The sequence below is a fragment of the Puerhibacterium sp. TATVAM-FAB25 genome, assembly GCF_046535855.1.
GTDB classification, from domain to species: domain Bacteria; phylum Actinomycetota; class Actinomycetes; order Actinomycetales; family Cellulomonadaceae; genus Puerhibacterium; species Puerhibacterium variabilis_A.
The window spans coordinates 105,844-124,742 of record NZ_JAXUAK010000003.1 but is presented as its reverse complement, the minus strand read 5'-3'; the positions used below and the strand labels follow the sequence as shown (position 1 = coordinate 124,742).

At 76.2% G+C, this 18,899-nt stretch carries 19 protein-coding genes; 15 read left to right on the top strand and 4 right to left on the bottom strand.

Annotation, left to right across the window (positions count from 1 at the left end; genetic code table 11):
• The first annotated feature begins 20 nt into the window (after positions 1-20).
• On the top strand, positions 21-1,289 hold the full coding sequence (locus U5M74_RS04610) for a glycerophosphodiester phosphodiesterase (protein ID WP_410906577.1): 1,269 nt from the start codon (positions 21-23) through the stop codon (positions 1,287-1,289).
• A gap of 53 nt (positions 1,290-1,342) precedes the next feature.
• Complete coding sequence (locus U5M74_RS04605; protein WP_410906575.1) at positions 1,343-2,647, top strand: LCP family protein; 1,305 nt, start codon at positions 1,343-1,345, stop codon at positions 2,645-2,647.
• A 49-nt stretch (positions 2,648-2,696) separates the two neighbouring features.
• Here U5M74_RS04605 and U5M74_RS04600 read toward each other — a convergent pair whose 3' ends face one another.
• Entirely contained in the window at positions 2,697-3,947 is a 1,251-nt protein-coding gene (locus tag U5M74_RS04600; protein WP_410906573.1) for a pyridoxal phosphate-dependent aminotransferase, read from the bottom strand.
• 64 nt (positions 3,948-4,011) lie between these two features.
• Positions 4,012-5,277 (bottom strand): class I SAM-dependent methyltransferase, encoded by a 1,266-nt coding sequence (locus U5M74_RS04595; RefSeq protein ID WP_410906571.1) that lies wholly within the window; start codon positions 5,275-5,277, stop codon positions 4,012-4,014.
• A 228-nt stretch (positions 5,278-5,505) separates the two neighbouring features.
• Between U5M74_RS04595 and U5M74_RS04590 the strand changes: the two genes are divergently transcribed.
• From U5M74_RS04590 to U5M74_RS04555, 8 genes are all read left to right on the top strand, one after another.
• Positions 5,506-6,768: a CpaF family protein gene (locus U5M74_RS04590; RefSeq protein WP_410906569.1), complete on the top strand. Its 1,263-nt coding sequence runs from the start codon at positions 5,506-5,508 to the stop codon at positions 6,766-6,768.
• Position 6,769: 1 nt separating this feature from the next.
• On the top strand, positions 6,770-7,627 hold the full coding sequence (locus tag U5M74_RS04585) for a type II secretion system F family protein (RefSeq protein WP_410906567.1): 858 nt from the start codon (positions 6,770-6,772) through the stop codon (positions 7,625-7,627).
• The gene (locus U5M74_RS04580; protein WP_410906565.1) at positions 7,624-8,562 is read left to right on the top strand and encodes a type II secretion system F family protein; all 939 of its coding nucleotides are present in this window, start codon (positions 7,624-7,626) and stop codon (positions 8,560-8,562) included. Before U5M74_RS04585 ends, U5M74_RS04580 begins: the two co-directional genes overlap by 4 nt.
• A gap of 76 nt (positions 8,563-8,638) precedes the next feature.
• Entirely contained in the window at positions 8,639-8,860 is a 222-nt protein-coding gene (locus tag U5M74_RS04575) for a hypothetical protein (RefSeq protein WP_410906563.1), read from the top strand.
• Positions 8,857-9,252 carry a TadE family protein gene (locus tag U5M74_RS04570; RefSeq protein ID WP_290438889.1) on the top strand — a complete coding sequence of 132 codons (396 nt, stop codon included), beginning with the start codon at positions 8,857-8,859 and terminating at the stop codon, positions 9,250-9,252. The genes U5M74_RS04575 and U5M74_RS04570 overlap by 4 nt, the downstream gene beginning before the upstream one ends.
• A complete protein-coding gene (locus tag U5M74_RS04565) occupies positions 9,252-9,830 on the top strand; it encodes a pilus assembly protein (protein WP_410906561.1) in 579 nt (192 codons plus the stop codon). The genes U5M74_RS04570 and U5M74_RS04565 overlap by 1 nt, the downstream gene beginning before the upstream one ends.
• Entirely contained in the window at positions 9,827-10,291 is a 465-nt protein-coding gene (locus U5M74_RS04560) for a hypothetical protein (RefSeq protein WP_410906559.1), read from the top strand. The genes U5M74_RS04565 and U5M74_RS04560 overlap by 4 nt, the downstream gene beginning before the upstream one ends.
• 349 nt (positions 10,292-10,640) lie before the next feature.
• On the top strand, positions 10,641-10,868 hold the full coding sequence (locus tag U5M74_RS04555; RefSeq protein WP_410906557.1) for a hypothetical protein: 228 nt from the start codon (positions 10,641-10,643) through the stop codon (positions 10,866-10,868).
• Between the two features lie 52 nt (positions 10,869-10,920).
• Here the strand turns inward: U5M74_RS04555 and U5M74_RS04550 are convergent, their stop codons facing one another.
• Positions 10,921-12,390: a hypothetical protein gene (locus tag U5M74_RS04550; protein ID WP_410906555.1), complete on the bottom strand. Its 1,470-nt coding sequence runs from the start codon at positions 12,388-12,390 to the stop codon at positions 10,921-10,923.
• A 323-nt stretch (positions 12,391-12,713) separates the two neighbouring features.
• Between U5M74_RS04550 and U5M74_RS04545 the strand changes: the two genes are divergently transcribed.
• Complete coding sequence (locus tag U5M74_RS04545; protein WP_410906553.1) at positions 12,714-13,535, top strand: SDR family NAD(P)-dependent oxidoreductase; 822 nt, start codon at positions 12,714-12,716, stop codon at positions 13,533-13,535.
• Between the two features lie 73 nt (positions 13,536-13,608).
• Here U5M74_RS04545 and U5M74_RS04540 read toward each other — a convergent pair whose 3' ends face one another.
• Positions 13,609-15,222: an NAD-dependent epimerase/dehydratase family protein gene (locus U5M74_RS04540; protein ID WP_410906551.1), complete on the bottom strand. Its 1,614-nt coding sequence runs from the start codon at positions 15,220-15,222 to the stop codon at positions 13,609-13,611.
• A 209-nt stretch (positions 15,223-15,431) separates the two neighbouring features.
• Between U5M74_RS04540 and U5M74_RS04535 the strand changes: the two genes are divergently transcribed.
• From U5M74_RS04535 to ftsE, 4 genes are all read left to right on the top strand, one after another.
• A complete protein-coding gene (locus tag U5M74_RS04535; protein ID WP_410906549.1) occupies positions 15,432-15,809 on the top strand; it encodes a hypothetical protein in 378 nt (125 codons plus the stop codon).
• A gap of 45 nt (positions 15,810-15,854) precedes the next feature.
• Positions 15,855-16,232 carry an ankyrin repeat domain-containing protein gene (locus tag U5M74_RS04530; protein WP_069982691.1) on the top strand — a complete coding sequence of 126 codons (378 nt, stop codon included), beginning with the start codon at positions 15,855-15,857 and terminating at the stop codon, positions 16,230-16,232.
• Positions 16,233-16,275: 43 nt separating this feature from the next.
• A complete protein-coding gene (gene prfB, locus U5M74_RS04525) occupies positions 16,276-17,391 on the top strand; it encodes a peptide chain release factor 2 (RefSeq protein ID WP_410906547.1) in 1,116 nt (371 codons plus the stop codon).
• Positions 17,392-17,624: 233 nt separating this feature from the next.
• Entirely contained in the window at positions 17,625-18,899 is a 1,275-nt protein-coding gene (gene ftsE, locus U5M74_RS04520; protein ID WP_410906545.1) for a cell division ATP-binding protein FtsE, read from the top strand.

Genomic DNA, 18,899 nt, shown 5'->3' with positions numbered 1-18,899 from the left:
GGGCGGACCTACGCTGAAGCATGAGCACGAGGACCCGCACCCTGCGTCGCGTCGCCGGGCTCGCGCTCGCGGCGACGCTGCTGCTCCCGGTGACCGCGGTCGCCGGCGGTCGGGGCGACGGCCACGGTGGCCGTCCGTCCCACTCCCACTCCCACTCCCAGTCGCACCATGACGCCCGTGACCGCCGCGACGACGACGTCACGATGATCGGGCACCGGGGCGCCTCCGGCTACCGCCCCGAGCACACGCTGGCCGCGTACGCGCTGGCGATCCGGCAGTGCGCCGACTACATCGAGCCGGACCTCGTGGCCACCAAGGACGGCGTCCTGGTGGCGCGCCACGAGAACGAGATCGGCGGCACCACGGACGTGGCCGACCACCCGGAGTTCGCGGACCGGCGGACCACCAAGGTGATCGACGGCGCCGAGGTGACCGGCTGGTTCACCGAGGACTTCACGCTCGCCGAGCTGCGCACGCTGCGCGCGAAGGAGCGCATCCCCGAGACCCGCCCGCAGAACACCCGCTTCGACGGCCGGTACCGGGTGCCGACGCTGGACGAGGTGCTCGACCTGGCGCGCGAGTCCCGCACGTGCGACGGCCGCCCGGTGGGCGTCTACCCCGAGACCAAGCACCCCACCTACTTCGACTCCGTCGGGCTCTCGCTGGAGGAGCCGCTCGTCGCCGCGCTGCGCGACCACGGGCTCGACCACCGGCGCGCGCCCGTCTACGTCCAGTCCTTCGAGACCGCCAACCTGCGCCAGCTCGACCGGATGACCCGCGTGCGGCTGGTGCAGCTGGTCGCGGCCACCGGGGCGCCGTACGACCTCGTCGCCGCCGGGGACGAGCGCACGTACGCCGACCTGGTCACGCCGGCCGGGCTGCGCGAGGTCGCGCGGTACGCGGACGGCGTCGGGCTGGAGAAGAACCTGATGATCCCGCGCGAGGAGGACGACACGCTCGGGGAGCCCACCACCGTGATCCGGGACGCGCACCGCGCCGGGCTCGAGGTGCACGGCTGGACGTTCCGCCGCGAGAACCAGTTCCTGCCCGCCGAGCTGCGCTCGTCGGCGGACCCGAACGGCATCGGCGACCTGGCGGCGGAGATCCGGGTCTTCCTCGACGCCGGCATGGACGGCTTCTTCACCGACAACCCCGACATCGGCGCGGCCGCGGCACGGGACTTCGAGCGGGACCGCGCCGGGCACCACGACGCCGGCAAGCACGACGCCGGCAAGCACGACGCCGGCAAGCACGACGCCGGGCACCGTCACGAGGCGGCCGGCGGCTGACCCGACGGGCGCGCCCACCTGCGAGGACGCGGAGGCATGGCTAGTCTCGGCCCATGTCCCGCGCCGCGGTGCCGCAGCACGCCTCGAGTCTCAAGGCACACCGTGCGCTGCGGCTCGTCGGCCTGGTCCTCACCGGGCTGGTCGCCTTCGCCGGCACCGGCGCGGTGGCGGCGTACGTGAACCTTCAGTCGCAGATCGACGTGTCGGACGTCGAGTCGCTGCTCGGCGAGGTCGAGGGGGCACGCCCCACGCCCGCCGCGGCGGACCCCGACGACCCGTTCGCGGGCCGCGCCCTCGACATCCTCGTCATGGGCACCGACTTCCGCGGCGGCGAGGGCAACGCCGCGATCGGCGGGGCGGGCGACGAGTTCCACTCCGACACCACGCTGATCGTGCACATCTCGGGGGACCGCAGCCGCATCGAGGTGGTGTCGATCCCGCGCGACTCGCTCGTGGACATCCCCGCGTGCCCGCGGCCCGGCGGCGGCACGAGCGACCCGCGCAGCGACACGATGTTCAACCGCGCCTTCACGATCGGCGGCGGCGACGACAAGGACGTCACCGGGGCGGCGGCGTGCACGATCCTCACCGTCCAGGAGCTCACGGGACTGTCGATCACCGACCACGTCGTCGTCGAGATGTCCGGCGTCGTCGGGGTGGTCGACGCCGTGGGCGGCGTGACCATGTGCCTGCCCGAGCCGGTCGAGGAGAGCGAGCGCTACGGCGACCTCGCGCTGCCCGCGGGCGAGCAGCGGCTCGACGGCGACACGGCGATCCAGTTCCTGCGGGTGCGCCACGGCACGGGCATGGGGCTCGAGCAGGGCTCCGACCTGCGCCGCATCGAGCGCCAGCAGGCGTTCGTCTCGGCGATGGTGCGCGAGATCCTCTCGAAGAACCTCATCACCGACTCCCCGCAGCTGTACCGCGTGGTGCAGGCCGTGCTGCAGTCGATCTCCACCGACCCCGACCTCGCCAGCCCGCGCGCGCTGGCCGGCCTGGCGTGGAGCGTGCGCGACATCGACCCCAGCCGCGTGGTGTTCACCGCCGTGCCGGTGACCGACGCGCCGAGCAACCCCAACCGCGTCGTGTGGACCGACGAGGCCGACGCGATCTGGGAGCGGCTCCGCGCCGACGAGCCGCCGCCCGGGCTGCCGGACCCGGCGCCGACCGCCACGCCGTCGGGCGACCCGAGCACGCCGTCGGACGGCGCGACGGAGCCCGACGGACCCGCGGGCGGGAGCCCGTCGCCGACCGGTGCGGCCTCCCCGGACGCCGGCGAGGGGAGCGGGGGCGACGCCGACGGGGGCGACGCCGAGCCGTCGCCGACGCCGTCGGTGCTGCCCGGCGTCTGCGCCTGAGCCGGCCGCGGGCCGGCGCCGTCGCCGGAGCGGCCGCGGGGCGCCGCCGTCAGGACCCGAGCGCCCCGAGCCGCGCGACGGCCTCGCGCAGCACGTCCTCGCGCTTGACGAACGTGAACCGCACGCTGGTGCGCAGCGCCGCGTGCGTGGGCGAGCCGTCCCGGCAGAACGCGGTGAGCGGGATGCCCGCGACGCCGGCCAGCTCCGGCAGGCGGCGGCACAGCTCGGCGCCGTCGGCGTCGTCCGGCAGGCCGGCGACCCGCTCGATCACGCGGGCGCCGTCGGCCACGACGAAGTACGTGCCGCGCGGCACGACGACGTCGAACCCGGCCGCCTCGAGTCCCTCGCACAGCAGGTCGCGCCGCGCCGCGAGCGAGGCGGCGAGCCGGCGTGGCGTCTCGTCGTCGGCCAGCGCGCGGGCGATGGCCGGCTGGAACGGCGCGCCGGAGACGTAGGTGAGGAACTGCTTGACCGTGCGCACCGCGGTGACCAGCGCCGCGGGGCCGTGCACCCAGCCGATCTTCCAGCCGGTGAGGGAGAACGTCTTGCCGCTGGAGGAGATGGTCAGGGTCCGCTCGGCCATGCCGGGCAGCGTGGCGACCGGCACGTGCACGGCGCCGTCGAACGTCAGGTGCTCGTAGACCTCGTCGGTGACGACGACGGCGTCGCGCTCGCGGGCGACGGCGGCCACGGCCTCCAGCTCGGCGCGGGTGAGCACGGTGCCGGTGGGGTTGTGCGGGGTGTTGACGAGGATGAGGCGGGTGCGGTCGCTCGCGGCGGCCCGCAGGGCGTCGACGTCGAGCCGGAACCCGCCGCCGGTGGGGGCGAGCGCGACCGGCACGTGCGTGGCGCCGGCCAGCGCGACCACGGCGGCGTAGGAGTCGTAGAACGGCTCGAGCGTGATCACCTCGTCGCCCGGGCCGGCCAGCGCCAGCACGGTCGCGGCGAGCGCCTCGGTGGCGCCGGTGGTGACCAGCACCTCGGTGTCCGGGTCCACGTCGAGCCCGTAGTGGCGCGCCTGGTGCGCCGCCACGGCGCGGCGCAGCTCGGGCACGCCGGGGCCGGGCGGGTACTGGTTGAAGTCGCCCTGGATGGCCGCGACGGCGGCCTGCTTGACGTAGTCCGGCCCGTCGACGTCGGGGAAGCCCTGGCCGAGGTTGATCGCCCCGGTGGCGGCGGCCAGCGCGGACATCTCGGCGAAGATCGTCGAGGCGACGTCGGCGGTGGACGTGCCGGTGGGGGACAGCAGGCCGGTGGCGCGCGCGACGTCCTGCCACGCGCCGCGGGGGAGCGACGTCATGCACGGAGGCTACCGACACCCGTCCGTGCACGGCCCCGCCGCCCACGGTGGCGCGGCCGGCCGGTCAGGACAGCAGCCGGTAGAACCGGAAGAACGAGAAGTCCTGGATCGGCAGCACCTCGACGTCGGCGAAGCCGGCCTGCTGGGCGTAGCGCCGCAGCGTCGCGGGGCGCATCACGGTGCCGGTGGCCACCGAGGGCGGCGACGACATCGAGTCCGGCAGGCACACGAACAGGCTGTAGCCGTACATCAGGCGGTCGACCTGGTCGGCCGGCGCGGTGAGCTCGTCGGCCACGGCCTCGTCCATGACGACGACGGCGCCGTCGATGCGCACCACCCCGCGCACCGCGCCGAGCACCTCCACCGGCCGCGGCATGTCGTGGATGCACTCGAAGGCGAACGCCGCGTCGAACGGCTCGGCGCCGGCGAGCTCGGCCGCGTCGGCGGCGCGGAACTCGACCCGCTCCTCGACGCCCTCGGCGCGGGCGTTGGCGCGTGCCGCGGTGATCGACGGCGCGTCGACGTCGATGCCGACCAGGCGCGCCTGCGGGTAGGCGCGCGCGAGAGAGATCGTGGACCACCCCATGCCGCACCCGACGTCGAGGATGCGGGCGCCCGGCGCGGCCAGGATGTCGTGGACGGCAGGCACGGACGCGAGCGCGGGCCCGAGCCGGCGCTCGAACCAGGGCCGGTTGCCCGCGGACTGCGACTCGCGCGCGTCGTCGCCGAGCTCCGCCCACGACACGCCGCCGCCGTGCCGGTAGACCTCCAGCAGGCGGGGCAGCTCGGGGCCGATCGCCCCGAAGAACCGGGCGAGCGGCGCGAGGAAGGCCAGCGAGTGCTCGTCGGTGAGCACCTCGGCGTGCGCCGGCGGCAGCCGGAACACGGCCGGCGTGCCGTCCGCGTCCTGCCCGGCCGGGCGGACCAGCTCGAGGATGCCGACAGCCGCCTGCTGCTCGAGCCACTCGCGGGCGTACCGCTCCTGGGTGTCGGTGACGCCGGCGAGCTCCTCGGCGGTGAGCGTGTCGGCCTGCGCCAGCGCCTGGTACCAGCCGAGCCGGTCGCCGAGGTAGACGCTGAGGACCTCCACGGCGCCGAGCGCGGCCGCCAGCAGCCGCTCGGCGAACGCCTCGGCCGTGGGGGGCGACGCGCTCGCCGCCGTGGCCTGCTGCACGTCGGGCTGCGTGGTGGGTGCCGTGGCCGCCGCGGCGCCGGCCGCCGCGTCCGCGCGCGCCGCGGCGCCCTTGGGGGCCGTGCCCGCTCTGCCTGCCCCGCCGGAGGCCCTGGAGCCCTTGCCGGTCCTGCCTTTGCTGCCCGCTCCGTCACTCATGGCGGTCTCCCGTCCGGGGACAGTGGCGACGACGTCGTCATCCTCGACCGTAGTCGCGCCGGGCCCCGCGGTCGAGGATGAGGTCGGCGACCTGCCCCGACCTGGTGGCGGGACGTGACGCGGGCTGTCCACAGGGCCCTCCCCGGACGTGGCGCACGTCACCTATGGTGGGTTGCCGACGGTGCCGCAGGGGGCGGCACGCCACGAGGCACGCCGCAGGGGGCATGCATGGCAGCTGTCGTCGGAGTCGACGTCGAGGGCGTCACGATCCTCGAGCAGGAGGTGCGCGAGCTCGTGCGCCGGCGGGGTCTCGACCCCGTGCGCGAGCGGGGCGCGCTGGACCGGCTCGTCGCCGAGGCCGTCGGCGACTACGCCGAGCGGGCCACGCGCGGGCTCCTGCCGCCGCTCGCCGACGTCGAGGCCGCCACCCGCGCCGTCGTGGATGCGGTCGCCGGCCTCGGGCCGTTGCAGCAGTACCTCGACGACCCGGCGATCGAGGAGATCTGGATCAACAGCCCGGCACAGGTCTTCGTGGCCCGCGACGGGACGCCGGAGCTCACCACCACCATCCTCACCAGCGCGCAGGTGCGCGACCTGGTCGAGCGGATGCTGAAGTCCAGCGGCCGCCGCCTGGACCTGTCCAGCCCGTTCGTCGACGCCGCCCTGCCCGGCGGCGAGCGCCTCCACGTGGTGATCCCGGACGTCACGCGGCACCACTTCGCGGTCAACATCCGCAAGCACGTGGTGCGGGCGCGGCGGCTGGAGCACCTGGTCCGCCTCGGGTCGCTCAGCACGCACGCCGCGGCCTTCCTCGACGCCGCGGTCCGCGCCGGCCTGAACATCCTCGTCTCGGGCGCCACGCAGGCCGGCAAGACGACGATGCTCAACGCCCTGGCCGGCTCCATCCCCTCGGGGCAGCGGGTGATCACCTGCGAGGAGGTCTTCGAGCTGCAGCTCGACGTCCGCGACATCGTGGCCATGCAGTGCCGCCAGCCGAGCCTCGAGGGCACCGGCGAGATCCCGCTGCGCCGCCTGGTCAAGGAGGCCCTGCGCATGCGGCCGGACCGGATCGTGATCGGCGAGGTCCGCGAGGCCGAGAGCTTCGACCTGCTGGTGGCGCTCAACGCCGGGGTGCCGGGCATGTGCACGATCCACGCCAACTCGGCGCGCGAGGCGATCGCGAAGGTCTGCACCCTTCCGCTGCTCGCGGGCGAGAACGTGACCCACCACTTCGTCGTCCCCACGGTCGCCTCGGCGGTGGACGTCGTGGTCCACCTCGGCGTCACGCCCGACGGCGAGCGGCAGGTCCGCGAGATCGTCGCCGTGACCGGGCGCGTCGAGGAGGGGCGCGTCGAGACCGCAGGGCTGTTCCACCGCGAGCCGGCGGCGCAGGGCGGCCGGCTCGTGCGCGGTGACGGGTTCCCGGCCGCCGACGACCGCTTCGCCCGCGCGGGCATCGACGTGCGGGCGCTGCTGGCGGGGGAGCGCTGACGTGGGCGTGCTCGTCGGCCTCCTGCTGGGGCTGGGCCTGTTCTGCGTCTGGTGGTCGTGCTGGGAGGCGCCGGCGCGGGGGCCGCGACGCTCGGCGTGGTCCGCCCGTACCCAGGACCTGCTGGTGCAGGCGGGTGCCGGGTCCGTCACGCCCGGCGCCCTCGTGGGCGCGAGCGTGGCGGTCGCCGCCGTCGTCGCCCTCACCGTCGCCGCGCTGACGCTCTCGCCGGTGCTGGCGCTGTGCTTCGGGACGATGGCGGGGCTGGCCCCCGCGGGGATGGTGCGGGCCCGCGCCCGCAAGCGCCGCCGGGACCTTCGCGACGTGTGGCCGGAGGTGGTCGACCACCTGGCGTCCGGCGTCCGTGCCGGCCTCTCGTTGCCGGAGGCCGTCGGCCAGCTCGGGGAGCGCGGCCCGGCGGAGCTGCGTGAGCCGTTCGCCCGCTTCGCCGCCGACTACCGGGCCACGGGCCGCTTCGCGGAGAGCCTCGACCTGCTCAAGGCGCGCCTCGCCGACCCGGTCGCCGACCGCATCGTCGAGGCGCTGCGGCTCACGCGGGAGGTGGGCGGCACCGACCTCGGCCGGCTCCTGCGGGCGCTCTCGGCGTTCCTGCGCGAGGACGCCCGCACCCGCGGCGAGCTCGAGGCGCGGCAGTCGTGGACCGTCAACGGTGCCCGTCTCGCGGCGGCCGGTCCGTGGGTGGTGCTGGCGTTCCTCGCCACCCGGCCCGAGACCGCCCGCGCCTACGACTCGGCCGCCGGGGTCGCCGTCCTCCTCGGCGGTGCCGCGTGCTCGCTGGTCGCCTACCGGCTCATGGTGCGGCTCGGCCGGCTGCCCGAGGAAGGCCGGGTGCTGCGATGACCGCGTGGTTCAGCGCGACCGGCGCTCTCATCGGCCTGCTCGGCGGCATCGGTCTTCTCCTGGTCGCCGCGGGGCTGCGGGGCCGGCGCATCACGCTCGAGGACCGGCTCGCCCCGGTGCTGCGCCCGCGGGACGCCACCTCCCGGCTGCTGCGCGACCAGCCGGCCCGCGGCCCGTTCCCGGTCGTCGAGCGCCTGCTCGCGCCGTGGGGGGCGGACGCCGCGCGCTGGTTCGAGCGCCTCGGCTCGACCCGCGACGAGGTGCGCCGCCGCCTGCAGCGCGCCGGGTCAACCGAGACCGTCGACCAGTACCGAGCCCGGCAGGTCGTCTGGACCGTGCTGGGGCTCGCGGCCGGCCTGGCGCTCTCGCTGCTCATCGGCGCTGCCCGGGGCTTCTCGCCGGTGCCGCTCGTGCTCCTCGTGGCGGTCGCCGGGGCGTGCGGCTTCGTCGCCTGCGACCACGTGCTGTCCCGCCGGATCGCGCGGCGCGAGGAGCGCATGGTCACCGAGTTCCCGACCGTCGCGGAGCTCCTGGCGCTCGCGGTCACCGCGGGCGAGGCGCCCGTCGCCGCCCTCGAGCGCGTCGCCACGACGGCGCGCGGCGAGCTGTCCGGCGAGATCTCGCGCACGCTCGCCGACGTCCGTGCCGGCGCCCCGGTCGCGCAGGCGCTCACCGACATGGCCGACCGCACGGGCCTGCCCTCGGTGACCCGGTTCGCCGAGGGCGTCGCGGTGGCGCTGGAGCGCGGCACCCCGCTGGCCGAGGTGCTGCGGGCGCAGGCGCAGGACGTCCGCGAGTCGGGCCGGCGGGCGCTCATGGAGTCGGCGGGCAAGAAGGAGGTCGCGATGCTCGTGCCCGTCGTCTTCCTCATCCTGCCGATCACCGTGGTGTTCGCCGTCTTCCCGTCCCTCGCCACCCTCCGGATCGGGCTGTGACTCCCCGCCCGCACACCCGAGACCAGCACCACCCCGATCCGCACCACCCCAGAGCCGCCAACAGGAAGGAAACGCCATGTCCCCCCACGGCTCCGACGAGCGCACGCCCCGCGTGCCGCAGCACCTTCCGACCCCGCCCGATCGCCCGGACGCGGACGACCCCGAGCGCGGCGACGTCCCGGGCTGGGTCCTCGTCACCCTCATGACCGCCGGCCTCGTCGTCGCGCTGTGGGCGATCGCCGGCCCGCTGCTCGAGAACGCCTTCACCCAGGCGATCTCGAGCGTCACCGGCCGGTGACGCCCGGTCCCCGCGGCGGTGCCGCGGGGGAGCGCGGGTCGGCCGTCGCCGAGTTCGCCATGGTGGCGGCGCTCGTGCTCGCGCTCTTCCTCGGCGTCGTCCAGCTCGCGCTCGCGCTGCACGTGCGGGCGCTGGCCGTCGACGCCGCCGCCGAGGGCGCCCGCGTCGCGGCCCGTGCCGACCGCGCGCCCGACGACGGCGCCGCGCGGACGCGCGAGCTCCTCGCGGCGTCGCTGTCACCGCGCTACGCCACCGACGTGAGCGTCGGGCGGACGGTGCACGACGGCCTGCCCGTGGTGGAGGTCGTCGTGCGCGCGCCGCTGCCCGTCGTCGGCCTCGTCGGCCCCACCGGGGCGCTCACCGTCCGCGGCCACGCGCTGGAGGAGGGCTGATGCGCGACAGGGAGCCGATGGGGCACGTCCCCGCACCACCGGGCCGCGCCCGGGGACGGGCCGTGCCCGCGGCGAGACCCGGGACGGCCCTCCCGACGGCGCTCACCCGACGCCTGCGCCGGGTCCGCGAAGCAGCCGCCGACGACACCGGCAGCGCCCTGGTGGAGTTCGTCGGCGCCGCCGTGCTCCTGCTCGTCCCGCTGGTCTACCTCGTGATCACGGTCGGGCGCGTGCAGGCCGGGGCGTTCGCGGTCGAGGGAGCGGCCCGCGACGCCGCCCGCGCCGTCGTCACCGCGGAGTCCTCGGCGGAGGGTGTCGCGCGCGCCCAGGCGTCGGTCGAGCTCGCGCTGGCCGACCAGGGCTTCGCCGGCGTGGACGCTGCCGCGGGCGACGTGCTGAGCGTGGAGTGCTCCCACGACCCCTGCCTCTCCCCGGACGCGACGGTCGGCGTGCGGGTGCGGCTCGACGTGCCGCTGCCCTTCGTCCCGTCGGCGCTGCGCGGCTGGCTGCCGCTGGCCGTGCCGGTCGAGGCGAGCCACGTGACCGAGGTCGACCGCTATGCCGAGGTGCGGGGATGACGCCGGCGGAGACGCCGGACCGCGAGTCGGGCCGGATCCTGCTGCTGACGCTCGGCTTCGTGACGATCGGCCTGATGCTGGTCGGCATGGTCGCCTCGGCCACGGCGGTGCACCTCGACCGCAAGGCGCTGTTCGACCTCGCCGACGTCCTCGCGGCCGGCGCCGCCGACGCCATGCCACCCGAGCGGCTGTACGGCGCCGACGCCGGCCAGGGCGGCGTCGCGGTGGTCACGCTGACGGACGCGGACGTGCGGCGGTCGGTCATCGAGCGCCTCGAGGAGCATCCTGCCGCCGCGGCCGGGCTCGACGGGCTGCGGGTCGTGGAGGCGTCGACCCCGGACGGGCGCACCGCCCGCGTCGGCCTGGCCGCCGAATCGCACCCGCCGCTGCTGCGTTGGTTCACCGACACGTTCGGCGGCGGGTTCACCGTCCAGGCGGTCTCGTCGGCGCGGGCCGGCTGACGGGCGGACCTCGCCCCAGACGAGCTTCGCCCCGGCCGAACTTCGCCCTCAGCGTGAGCCGCACGGCGGGTAGCGTCCGGAGCATGCCCGCGCAGCGGCCGGCAGGAGGCGCCGCAGGAGAGGCGGCGGCGGCGCCCGGACGCGCCGGCACCGTCCGGACGAGCGTGCGCCGCGCGCTCCTGGCGTCGCTCGGCGTGGCGCTGGTGGTGGCCGCCGAGTCCGTCCTGCGGTCGGGCGGCCTCTCCGTCCTGGTCGGCTACTCGCTCCTGATCTGGGCCGTGGTCCCCGCCGCGGCGACCCTCGGGGTGGCGGTCGTGGGGGCGCTCGTGGCGGACGCGGCGCTCCCGACGTGGCTGACGGCCGCCGTGGCCGGGTCGCGACCGGCGCCTGGTTCGCGTACGGCGTCGGGCTGCCGGCGGGGGCGGCGTACGGCGCGGTGCTCGGCCTGGGCGCCGCGGGCGCGGGCCTGGCGCTCGGGGCGCGGCGGCCGGCGGTGGTGCGGGTGGTCGTCGCGGCGGTGGTCGCCGCGGCCGCGGCCGTCGTGATGCTCGTCGTGGCCGGGCCGCTCGGGTCCTGACCGCGCGGACCGCGGGCGGGACCCGGACGGCGCCGCCCGCGACGGCGCGCCGTCAGGCGGTGGTCAGCGCCCCGGCCGGCTGCCCGTCGGTCGGCCGCTCGGCGGTCCGGACGTGGCGGGCCGGCGGCGCGCCGCGCCACCCCTCGCCCCGCGACCGTGCCACCACCAGCGCCAGGGCAAGCACGAGCCCGGCGACCGTCAGCCCGTAGGCCCACCAGGTCGGCACCGGGTAGATGTCCGCCTGCGGCTGGCGCAGCTGCCGCAGCATCGTCGACTCGAGCTCGAGGCCCAGGAGCGTCACCCGCGCCACGCCCCACAGCACCAGCGGGACGCCGCGCAGCCACAGCAGCGGCAGCGCCAGGAACGGCGCCAGGAACGGGATCATCGCGAAGAAGTAGCGGGCGAACGCGCTGCCGCCGCCGGCGTGGTGCGCCACCTGCATGCACGCGATCCCGCCGCAGGCGGCCAGCACGGTGGCCAGCAGCACCAGCGGCACGGCCCGGTCGCGGGCGCGCACGATCCGCACCACCGCCAGCACCACGCCGACCACCAGCGGCAGCACGAGCAGCAGCAGCGTCCACGGCAGGGCCGGCTCGAGCGCGCGCGGCAGCCGCGGGTACGACCCGAGCGACATCTGCTCGGACATCCGCGACCAGAACGCCGGGTCGACGGCCACCTCCGTCACCGGGCGCGCCACCCGCCGCGTGTGCGCCGCGGCCCACTCCGGGTGGCTGCCGCTGAGGTTGCCCGTCAGGGCGCGGTTGCGCAGGTAGAACCAGCCCGACGTCGCCAGCACGGCCACGCCGGCGCCGACCGCCGTCGCCCACGCGACCCGCGGCCGCAGGGGCCCGCGCAGGTGGCCGACCACCACGAGGGCCAGGGCGAACAGCGCCGCGATCGGCAGCAGCGAGAACCGGGTGAGGCCGCACGCCGCGCACGCGGCGACGAACAGGGCGACGTCGCGCCGCCGCTGCTCGCCCTGCGCCAGCCGCACCAGCGCCAGGAGGGCGAGCGTGCTGACCAGGGCGGCCGGGGTGTCGGTGTACACCGACCCGCCGAGCCGGACGAACCAGACCGACAGGCCGACCACGACCACGGACGCCAGCCCGGCGCCGCGCACGCCCGGCAGCAGCCGGGTGCCGAGGGCCCGCACGGTGTAGAGGAGCGCGACGGACAGCAGCACCATCACCGCGCGCGCCGCCATCCCGGCGCCGTCGACGTTCCCGGCGTCGACGAGCGGGCCCACGAGCGGCGCGAGCAGCAGGTAGACGAGCGGCGGGTGGTGCGCCGTCCACTGCACCGGCGGGTGCACGCCGGTCGGGTTCTGCAGCTCCAGCCCCTCCTCGAACACGGGCAGCTCGCCGTGCCACACCTGCAGGGCGTAGTCGACGTGGGCCGCCTCGTCGCCGCTGGAGTAGATGGGCGAGGCCAGGAGGTAGGCGAGCGGACCACCGATCCCCAGCAGCACGATCGCCACGTGCTCGAGCACGCGGCGGACCTGGGTTCGGGCGCGGGAGGGCATGGACCTCACCCTTCCCACCCGCCCGGCCGCGCGCAACATCCGGACGCCGTGAGCCCGGCCACGCACGCCGCGGCCCGTAGGGTCCCACCAGCCACGACACCCCCCACACGTCTCATGGCGCCGACCGTAGCGACCCGGCCGCCGTCGACGGGCGCGGCGCGCGCGACGTCGCCCGCGTCTCACCCGCTCCGGCGGCCGGGCAGGGCGGCCGGACAGGGCGGCCGGCGGCGCCCTGCGAGCGACCGGCCGCACCCCTAGCGTCGAGGGAGCGCGCCGCCGCGAGGCGCCGCACCACCGTCCCCGCACGCCGAGGAGGCAGCGCCATGACCCACGAGATCTCCGAGGAGCCGAACCGGATCGGCGTCGTCACCGGCGCCTCCCACGGCATCGGGCTCGAGCTCGCCCGCGAGCTGATCGACCACGGCTTCGACGTCATCGTCACCGCGGAGGACGACGCCCTCACCGCCGCCGCGCAGGACCTGGCGCTCACCGGCGCGCGCGTCGACGCGGTGCAGGCGGACCTGCGCACCCCGGAGGGCCGCGAGAAGCTCGTCGAGGCAGTCCTGGCCGTCGGCCGCCCCGTGGACGTGCTCGCGCTCAACGCCGGCGTGGGCAACGTGGGGCCGTTCATCGACACGCCGCTGGAGAACGACCTCGACGTGGTTGCGGTGAACGTCACCGCCACCGTGCACCTGGCCAAGCGGCTCGTGCCGCCCATGGCCGAGCGGGGGCAGGGGCACGTGCTCATCACCTCGTCGGTGGCCTCCGTCATGCCCGGCCCGTACTACGCCACCTACGCCGCCTCGAAGGCGTTCGGCCTGTCCTTCGCCGAGGCGCTGCGGTACGAGCTCAAGAAGACCGGCGTCACCGTGACGGCGCTGCTGCCCGGGCCCACCGACACCGACTTCTTCACCGGCGGCGGCCAGGTCCACACGCCCATGGGCAAGGCGCCCAAGGACGACCCGGCCAAGGTGGCCCGCGACGCCTACTCCGCGATGATGAACGGCAAGGACAAGGTGGTCGTGCACTCGGTGAAGTCCAAGGCGATGTCCGCGATGGGCGCGGTGCTGCCGCAGAAGGCCAAGACCGCGCTGCACGGGGTGTCGAACAAGCCGGACGACGCCGAGCGTCCGTCGCACCCGTGAGCCAGTCGTGAGCCATCCGTGAGCCACCCGTAGGCACGGTCCGGGCGGGCGGCGTCCGCCCGGACCGGGACGGCTACCCCTCGGCGACGTCGTCGGACCCGAGCGGCCGGCCCACCCGGAACGCCCGCTCGCGCGCATAGGCGTGGAACCGGTCGAGCAGGTCGATCTGCCCGTGCGCCAGGTCGATCAGCTCCTCGAGCTGCGCCGGGTCCAGGCCCAGCTCGTCGGCGTGCTCGCGCAGGGTCCGGTAGCCGCCGATCTTGCCCAGCACCGCCCCGCGCATGAGCTCGGTCTCCAGCACCGCCGTCATCGGCGACCGCTCCGTCACGCGGCCGTTGAGCTTGAGCCGCCCGGCCCGCTCACCCAGCCACGCGACCGCCTGGCGGTACCGGCGCCGGGGCACCCCGAGCGCGTCGAGCAGGTCGCGGTACAGCTCGCGCTCGGCGCGCAGCTGCTCGGTCAGCTCGGCCAGCTCGGCGTGGAACGGCGTGTCCGCGTAGCTGCTCGTCATCAGCTCCGCCCGCTCCAGGCCGGCGGTGGCGCCGGTGAAGTGGTCGGAGAGGTACAGGCCCAGCAGGTACCGGTCCAGCGTCTCGGGGATCCCCACGTCCCCCCGGCGGCGCAGCGGCAGCACCGAGGTGCCCGCCGGCCGCGGCGTGGCCGGCCGCAGGGTCGACGAGCGCAGGCCCTGCCCGACGGCGATGCCGTCCAGCAGCTCCGCGACCGCCTCGGCGGCCGTGTGCCGCGGCTGCCACCCCAGCTCGGTGCGCAGCCGCGTCGTGTCGAGGACGGGCACCCCCATCGCCATGTCCAGCCAACCCGGGTCGGCGCGCACCACGCGCGCCCGGTAGGCGGCCGCGACGGCGGCGCGCACGGCGGGCGGCGGCACCTCGACCACGCGGCCGTGGTCGACGATCCGGGCGAGGTCCTCGCCGCGCAACAGGTCGTCGGCCGCGACGTTGAACGCGCCGCGGGCCCGCTCGACGATCACCCGCCGGTAGGCGTCGGCGACGTCGTCGGCGTGCGCGGCCTGCATCCGCAGGCCGGCCGGCAGCGGCAGGGCGGGCAGCCGGCCGCGGCGCAGCAGCCGCACCGGCACGAGCGGGCCGACGAAGTACCGCACGATCGACTGCGCGGCGTCCGCCTGGAACACCAGGGCCGGGCGCATGCGGGCCACGGCGACCTCGGGGTGCGCGGCCTCGAGCTCGTCCAGCACCCGCTCCTGCGCGGCCTTGTCGACGCTGTAGTGCGACGTCGGGATGCCGTCGGTGGGCCAGTCCTCGCCGCGCGGGGCGTCGTCGTCGACGGGGGAGTAGGCGCCCACCGACGAGGCCACGACCAGCTGGGGCACGCCCGCGCGGGCCACGGCCTCGGCCACCCGCCGGGTGCCCTCGACGTTGGTGCGCCGCAGCAGCTCGCGCTCGCGGTTCGGCTGGATCAGCCAGGCGAGGTCGACGACGGCGTCGGCGCCGCGGAAGACCTCGGCGAGCCGCCCGACGACGACCTCGTCCGGCTCCTCGGCCGCGACGTCGAGCGGCGCCCACTGGGCGTGCTCGTACGGCTCGGCCGTGCGGTCCGGCAGGCGCCGCGCGACGCCCAGCACGGAGGTGACCCGCGGCTCGGCGAGCAGGGAGCGCAGCACGGCGGTCCCGACGTTCCCGGTGGCTCCGACGATGACGACGCGCATGGGCAAACCGTGGCACCGGTGCGCGGCGCCCGCACTCCGTCCCAGGTCAGGGGCCTCGCGGGGCTCGAGGCCGGTGGCCGGGCGCCGGGCGGTCCCGGGCGTCTCCCGGCCGCGGAGCACGGTGTTGCCGGGTGCGGGCGGGACGCCGATGCCGCACGTCGGCCGTGCGTCTGGCACCCTATGGCGGTCGCCACGAAGGGAGACAGCCGATGCAGCGGGGGACCGAACCCGGCGTGCTGCGCGACGGAGCCGACGTCCTCGACGGCGAGCAGGCGGCGCTGCGGGCCGAGGCGCTCGACGCGCTCGCGCTCGCGGAGTCGCTCGCCGAGGACGGGTCCGACGTGCTCGGCCCCGCGGCCGACCGCGAGACGGCCGGCAGCCGCGAGCTGGCCGCCGACGTCGCCGCGGTGCTCGACGGCACGCCCCGCCTCGTCGCGGCCGGCCTGCACGGCGCGGCGGTGGAGGCGCTCAGCCGCCCGCTCGCCGTGCTCATGCTCGCGGTCCGCGAGACGGCGGCCGCCCGCGGCGCCGGCCCGGGCGCCGACCCAGGTGCCGACCCAGATGCCGACCCGGGCATCGAGGCGTGACGCCGCCCACGGCGGCGGCCCGCCCGCGCCGGTAGGTTCGGAGCCATGAGCGAGACCACCCCGTCCGACAAGCTGCCGGTGGACCTGGACCAGATGTTCGACCTGGCCCGCGCCGGGGCGGACCTGCTGCTGGAGTTCGTCGACGCCGGCGTGGACCCGGACCTCACCGACCCCGCGGGCAACTCGCTGCTCATGCTCGCCGCCTACCACGGGCACGCGGCGCTGGTCACCGGGCTGGCCGGGCGCGGCGCCGACGTCGACCGGCTCAACGCCCGCGGCCAGTCGCCGCTGGCCGGCGCGGTGTTCAAGCGGAACGACGACGTCGTGGCCGCGCTGCTGGCCGCCGGCGCCGACCCGGACGCCGGCGCACCGAGCGCCCGCGCCACCGCGCAGATGTTCGGCACCGAGCTGCCCGGGGCCTGAGCCCGGTCGGCCGGCGCGCCCGCGGCCGGTAACCTTGAGGACCGTGGCCACCATCGACTTCCCCGCAGAGATCCGCGCGCTGCGCTCCACCCTCGAGTCCATCGAGGCCGTGAGCGACCCGGAGGCGCTGCGGAAGAAGGTCGCGGAGCTCTCCGAGGCCGCGTCCGCCCCCGACCTGTGGGACGACCCCGAGCAGGCCCAGAAGGTCACCTCGCAGCTGTCGGCGACCCAGGCCGAGCTGGACCGGGTCAAGAACCTCGCCCAGCGCATCGCCGACGTCGAGACCCTCGTCGAGATGGGCCAGGAGATGGGCGACGAGGACACGCTCACCGAGGCGGAGGCCGAGGTGCACGCGATCCGCAAGGACCTCGACGCCCTGGAGATCCGCACGCTGCTGGCGGGGGAGTACGACGCCCGCGAGGCCGTCGTGACGATCCGTGCGGGCGCCGGCGGCGTCGACGCCGCCGACTTCGCCGAGATGCTCATGCGCATGTACCTGCGCTGGGCCGAGCGGCACGGCTACCCGACCAAGGTCATGGACACCTCCTACGCCGAGGAGGCCGGCCTGAAGTCGGCGACGTTCGAGGTCAACGCGCCGTACGCGTTCGGCAACCTGTCCGTGGAGGCCGGCACCCACCGCCTCGTGCGGATCTCGCCGTTCGACAACCAGGGCCGCCGCCAGACGTCGTTCGCCGCCGTCGAGGTCATCCCGCTCATCGAGCAGACGGACTCCATCGAGATCCCCGAGTCGGAGATCAAGGTCGACGTCTTCCGCTCGTCCGGCCCGGGCGGGCAGTCCGTCAACACCACGGACTCCGCGGTGCGCATGACGCACATCCCCACCGGCATCGTGGTCTCGATGCAGAACGAGAAGTCGCAGATCCAGAACCGCGCCGCCGCGCTGCGCGTGCTGCAGTCACGCCTGCTGCTGGTGCGCCAGCAGGAGGAGGCGGCCAAGAAGAAGGAGCTCGCCGGCGACATCAAGGCGAGCTGGGGCGACCAGATGCGCTCCTACGTGCTGCAGCCGTACCAGATGGTCAAGGACCTGCGCACCGAGCACGAGTCCGGCAACCCGTCGGCGGTGTTCGACGGCGCCATCGACGACTTCATCGAGGCCGGCATCCGCTGGCGCCGGGCCGCGCAGTCCGCGGACGCCTGAGCCGCGCCCGACCCGACAGACCGACGCCCCGCGCCGGCGGCCCGCCCGGGCCGCCGGCGCGTCGCGTCTCCCGGCGACCCGCCGTCTTCGGGAACGGCGACCGTCCGTCCGGGTTCTGAGCGATGCGCCACACCCGGCGTGTCGCCCCGGAGGCCCGCCGAGGCCCGTGCGAGCCTCGTGCGGGGCCGCTGCGGCGTGCCCGGAAACTGTCCCCGAGCACGGGAGCCCTCTCCGTGATCCGATTCGAGAACGTGTCGAAGGTCTACGCCCGCGGGGCGCGGCCGGCACTCGACGACGTCAGCGTGGACGTGGCGCGCGGTGAGTTCGTGTTCCTCGTGGGCGCCTCGGGCTCGGGCAAGTCCACGTTCCTGCGCCTGGCGCTGCGCGAGGAGCGCCCCACGCGCGGCAAGATCTACGTCGCCGGCCGCGACCTGTCCCGCCTGTCCTACTGGAAGGTGCCGTCGCTGCGCCGCAGCATCGGCATGGTCTTCCAGGACTTCCGGCTGCTGCCGGGCAAGACGGTCTACGAGAACGTCGCGTTCGCCCTGCAGGTGATCGGCAAGCCGCGCCACGTCATCAAGACGACGGTGCCGGAGGTCCTCGAGATGGTGGGCCTCGACGGCAAGGAGAAGCGCCGGCCGCACGAGCTGTCCGGCGGCGAGCAGCAGCGCGTGGCCATCGCGCGCGCCTTCGTCAACCGGCCGCCGATCCTGCTGTGCGACGAGCCGACCGGCAACCTCGACCCGACCACGTCGCTGGGCATCATGCGGCTGCTGGAGCGCATCAACCGCACCGGCACCACGGTGATCATGGCGACCCACGACGACGAGATCGTCAACGAGATGCGCAAGCGCGTCGTCGAGCTGACCTCCGGCCGGCTGGTCCGCGACGAGGCCGCCGGCGGCTACGGCGAGCGGGAGAGCATCCTGCCCGCCATCACCAAGAGCCCCGTGCTCGACGCGCCCGGCCAGGGCGCCCGCGCCGTCGCCCCACGGATCGAGATCACGCCCGAGCCGGCCGACCTCGAGGCCGAGCGCGCCGCCGAGGAGGCCGCGCGCCGCGCGGAGGAGGGCGACCGCACCCGCTCGCGGCGCCGGTCCGCGCTGCGCCGGTCCGACGCGGCGCCCGCGACGGACGCCGCCGCCGAGCCGGCGGTGGCCGCGCCGGCGCCCGCGCCCGCCGCCGAGCCGGTCGCCGCCGAGCCCGCCGCGGCCGTCTCCGGCGAGCTCGTCCCGGCCCGGGCGGACGCCGCTGCCGCCGCGCCCGCGGCCGAGCCGGCTCCGGCCGAGCCCGCTCCGGCCGCGCCCGCTCCGGCCGAGCCGGAGCCCGCGCCCCAGGAGCCCTACGTCTACACCGTGCCGCGCCCGTACGCGCCGGCGCCGCGCGTCGACCCCGCCCTGCACCGGCCGCCCACCGGACCGGTGCCGACGGCGCCGCCGTCCGAGGCCGACGACGTGGTGCGCCAGGTGCTGCGCGAGCGGGCCGTCCGTTCGGGCCGGGAGGGCTGA

Excerpts from the sequence above, each read along its gene's own strand:
- U5M74_RS04590 (WP_410906569.1), top strand. The coding sequence starts at position 5,506 with ATGGCAGCTGTCGTCGGAGTCGACGTCGAGGGCGTCACGATCCTCGAG.
- U5M74_RS04595 (WP_410906571.1), bottom strand. The coding sequence starts at position 5,277 with ATGAGTGACGGAGCGGGCAGCAAAGGCAGGACCGGCAAGGGCTCCAGG.
- U5M74_RS04550 (WP_410906555.1), bottom strand. The coding sequence starts at position 12,390 with ATGCCCTCCCGCGCCCGAACCCAGGTCCGCCGCGTGCTCGAGCACGTG.
- U5M74_RS04560 (WP_410906559.1), top strand. The coding sequence starts at position 9,827 with ATGACGCCGGCGGAGACGCCGGACCGCGAGTCGGGCCGGATCCTGCTG.
- U5M74_RS04580 (WP_410906565.1), top strand. The coding sequence starts at position 7,624 with ATGACCGCGTGGTTCAGCGCGACCGGCGCTCTCATCGGCCTGCTCGGC.
- U5M74_RS04535 (WP_410906549.1), top strand. The coding sequence starts at position 15,432 with ATGCAGCGGGGGACCGAACCCGGCGTGCTGCGCGACGGAGCCGACGTC.
- U5M74_RS04530 (WP_069982691.1), top strand. The coding sequence starts at position 15,855 with ATGAGCGAGACCACCCCGTCCGACAAGCTGCCGGTGGACCTGGACCAG.
- U5M74_RS04545 (WP_410906553.1), top strand. The coding sequence starts at position 12,714 with ATGACCCACGAGATCTCCGAGGAGCCGAACCGGATCGGCGTCGTCACC.
- U5M74_RS04600 (WP_410906573.1), bottom strand. The coding sequence starts at position 3,947 with ATGACGTCGCTCCCCCGCGGCGCGTGGCAGGACGTCGCGCGCGCCACC.
- U5M74_RS04605 (WP_410906575.1), top strand. The coding sequence starts at position 1,343 with ATGTCCCGCGCCGCGGTGCCGCAGCACGCCTCGAGTCTCAAGGCACAC.
- U5M74_RS04540 (WP_410906551.1), bottom strand. The coding sequence starts at position 15,222 with ATGCGCGTCGTCATCGTCGGAGCCACCGGGAACGTCGGGACCGCCGTG.
- U5M74_RS04575 (WP_410906563.1), top strand. The coding sequence starts at position 8,639 with ATGTCCCCCCACGGCTCCGACGAGCGCACGCCCCGCGTGCCGCAGCAC.
- U5M74_RS04610 (WP_410906577.1), top strand. The coding sequence starts at position 21 with ATGAGCACGAGGACCCGCACCCTGCGTCGCGTCGCCGGGCTCGCGCTC.
- U5M74_RS04565 (WP_410906561.1), top strand. The coding sequence starts at position 9,252 with ATGCGCGACAGGGAGCCGATGGGGCACGTCCCCGCACCACCGGGCCGC.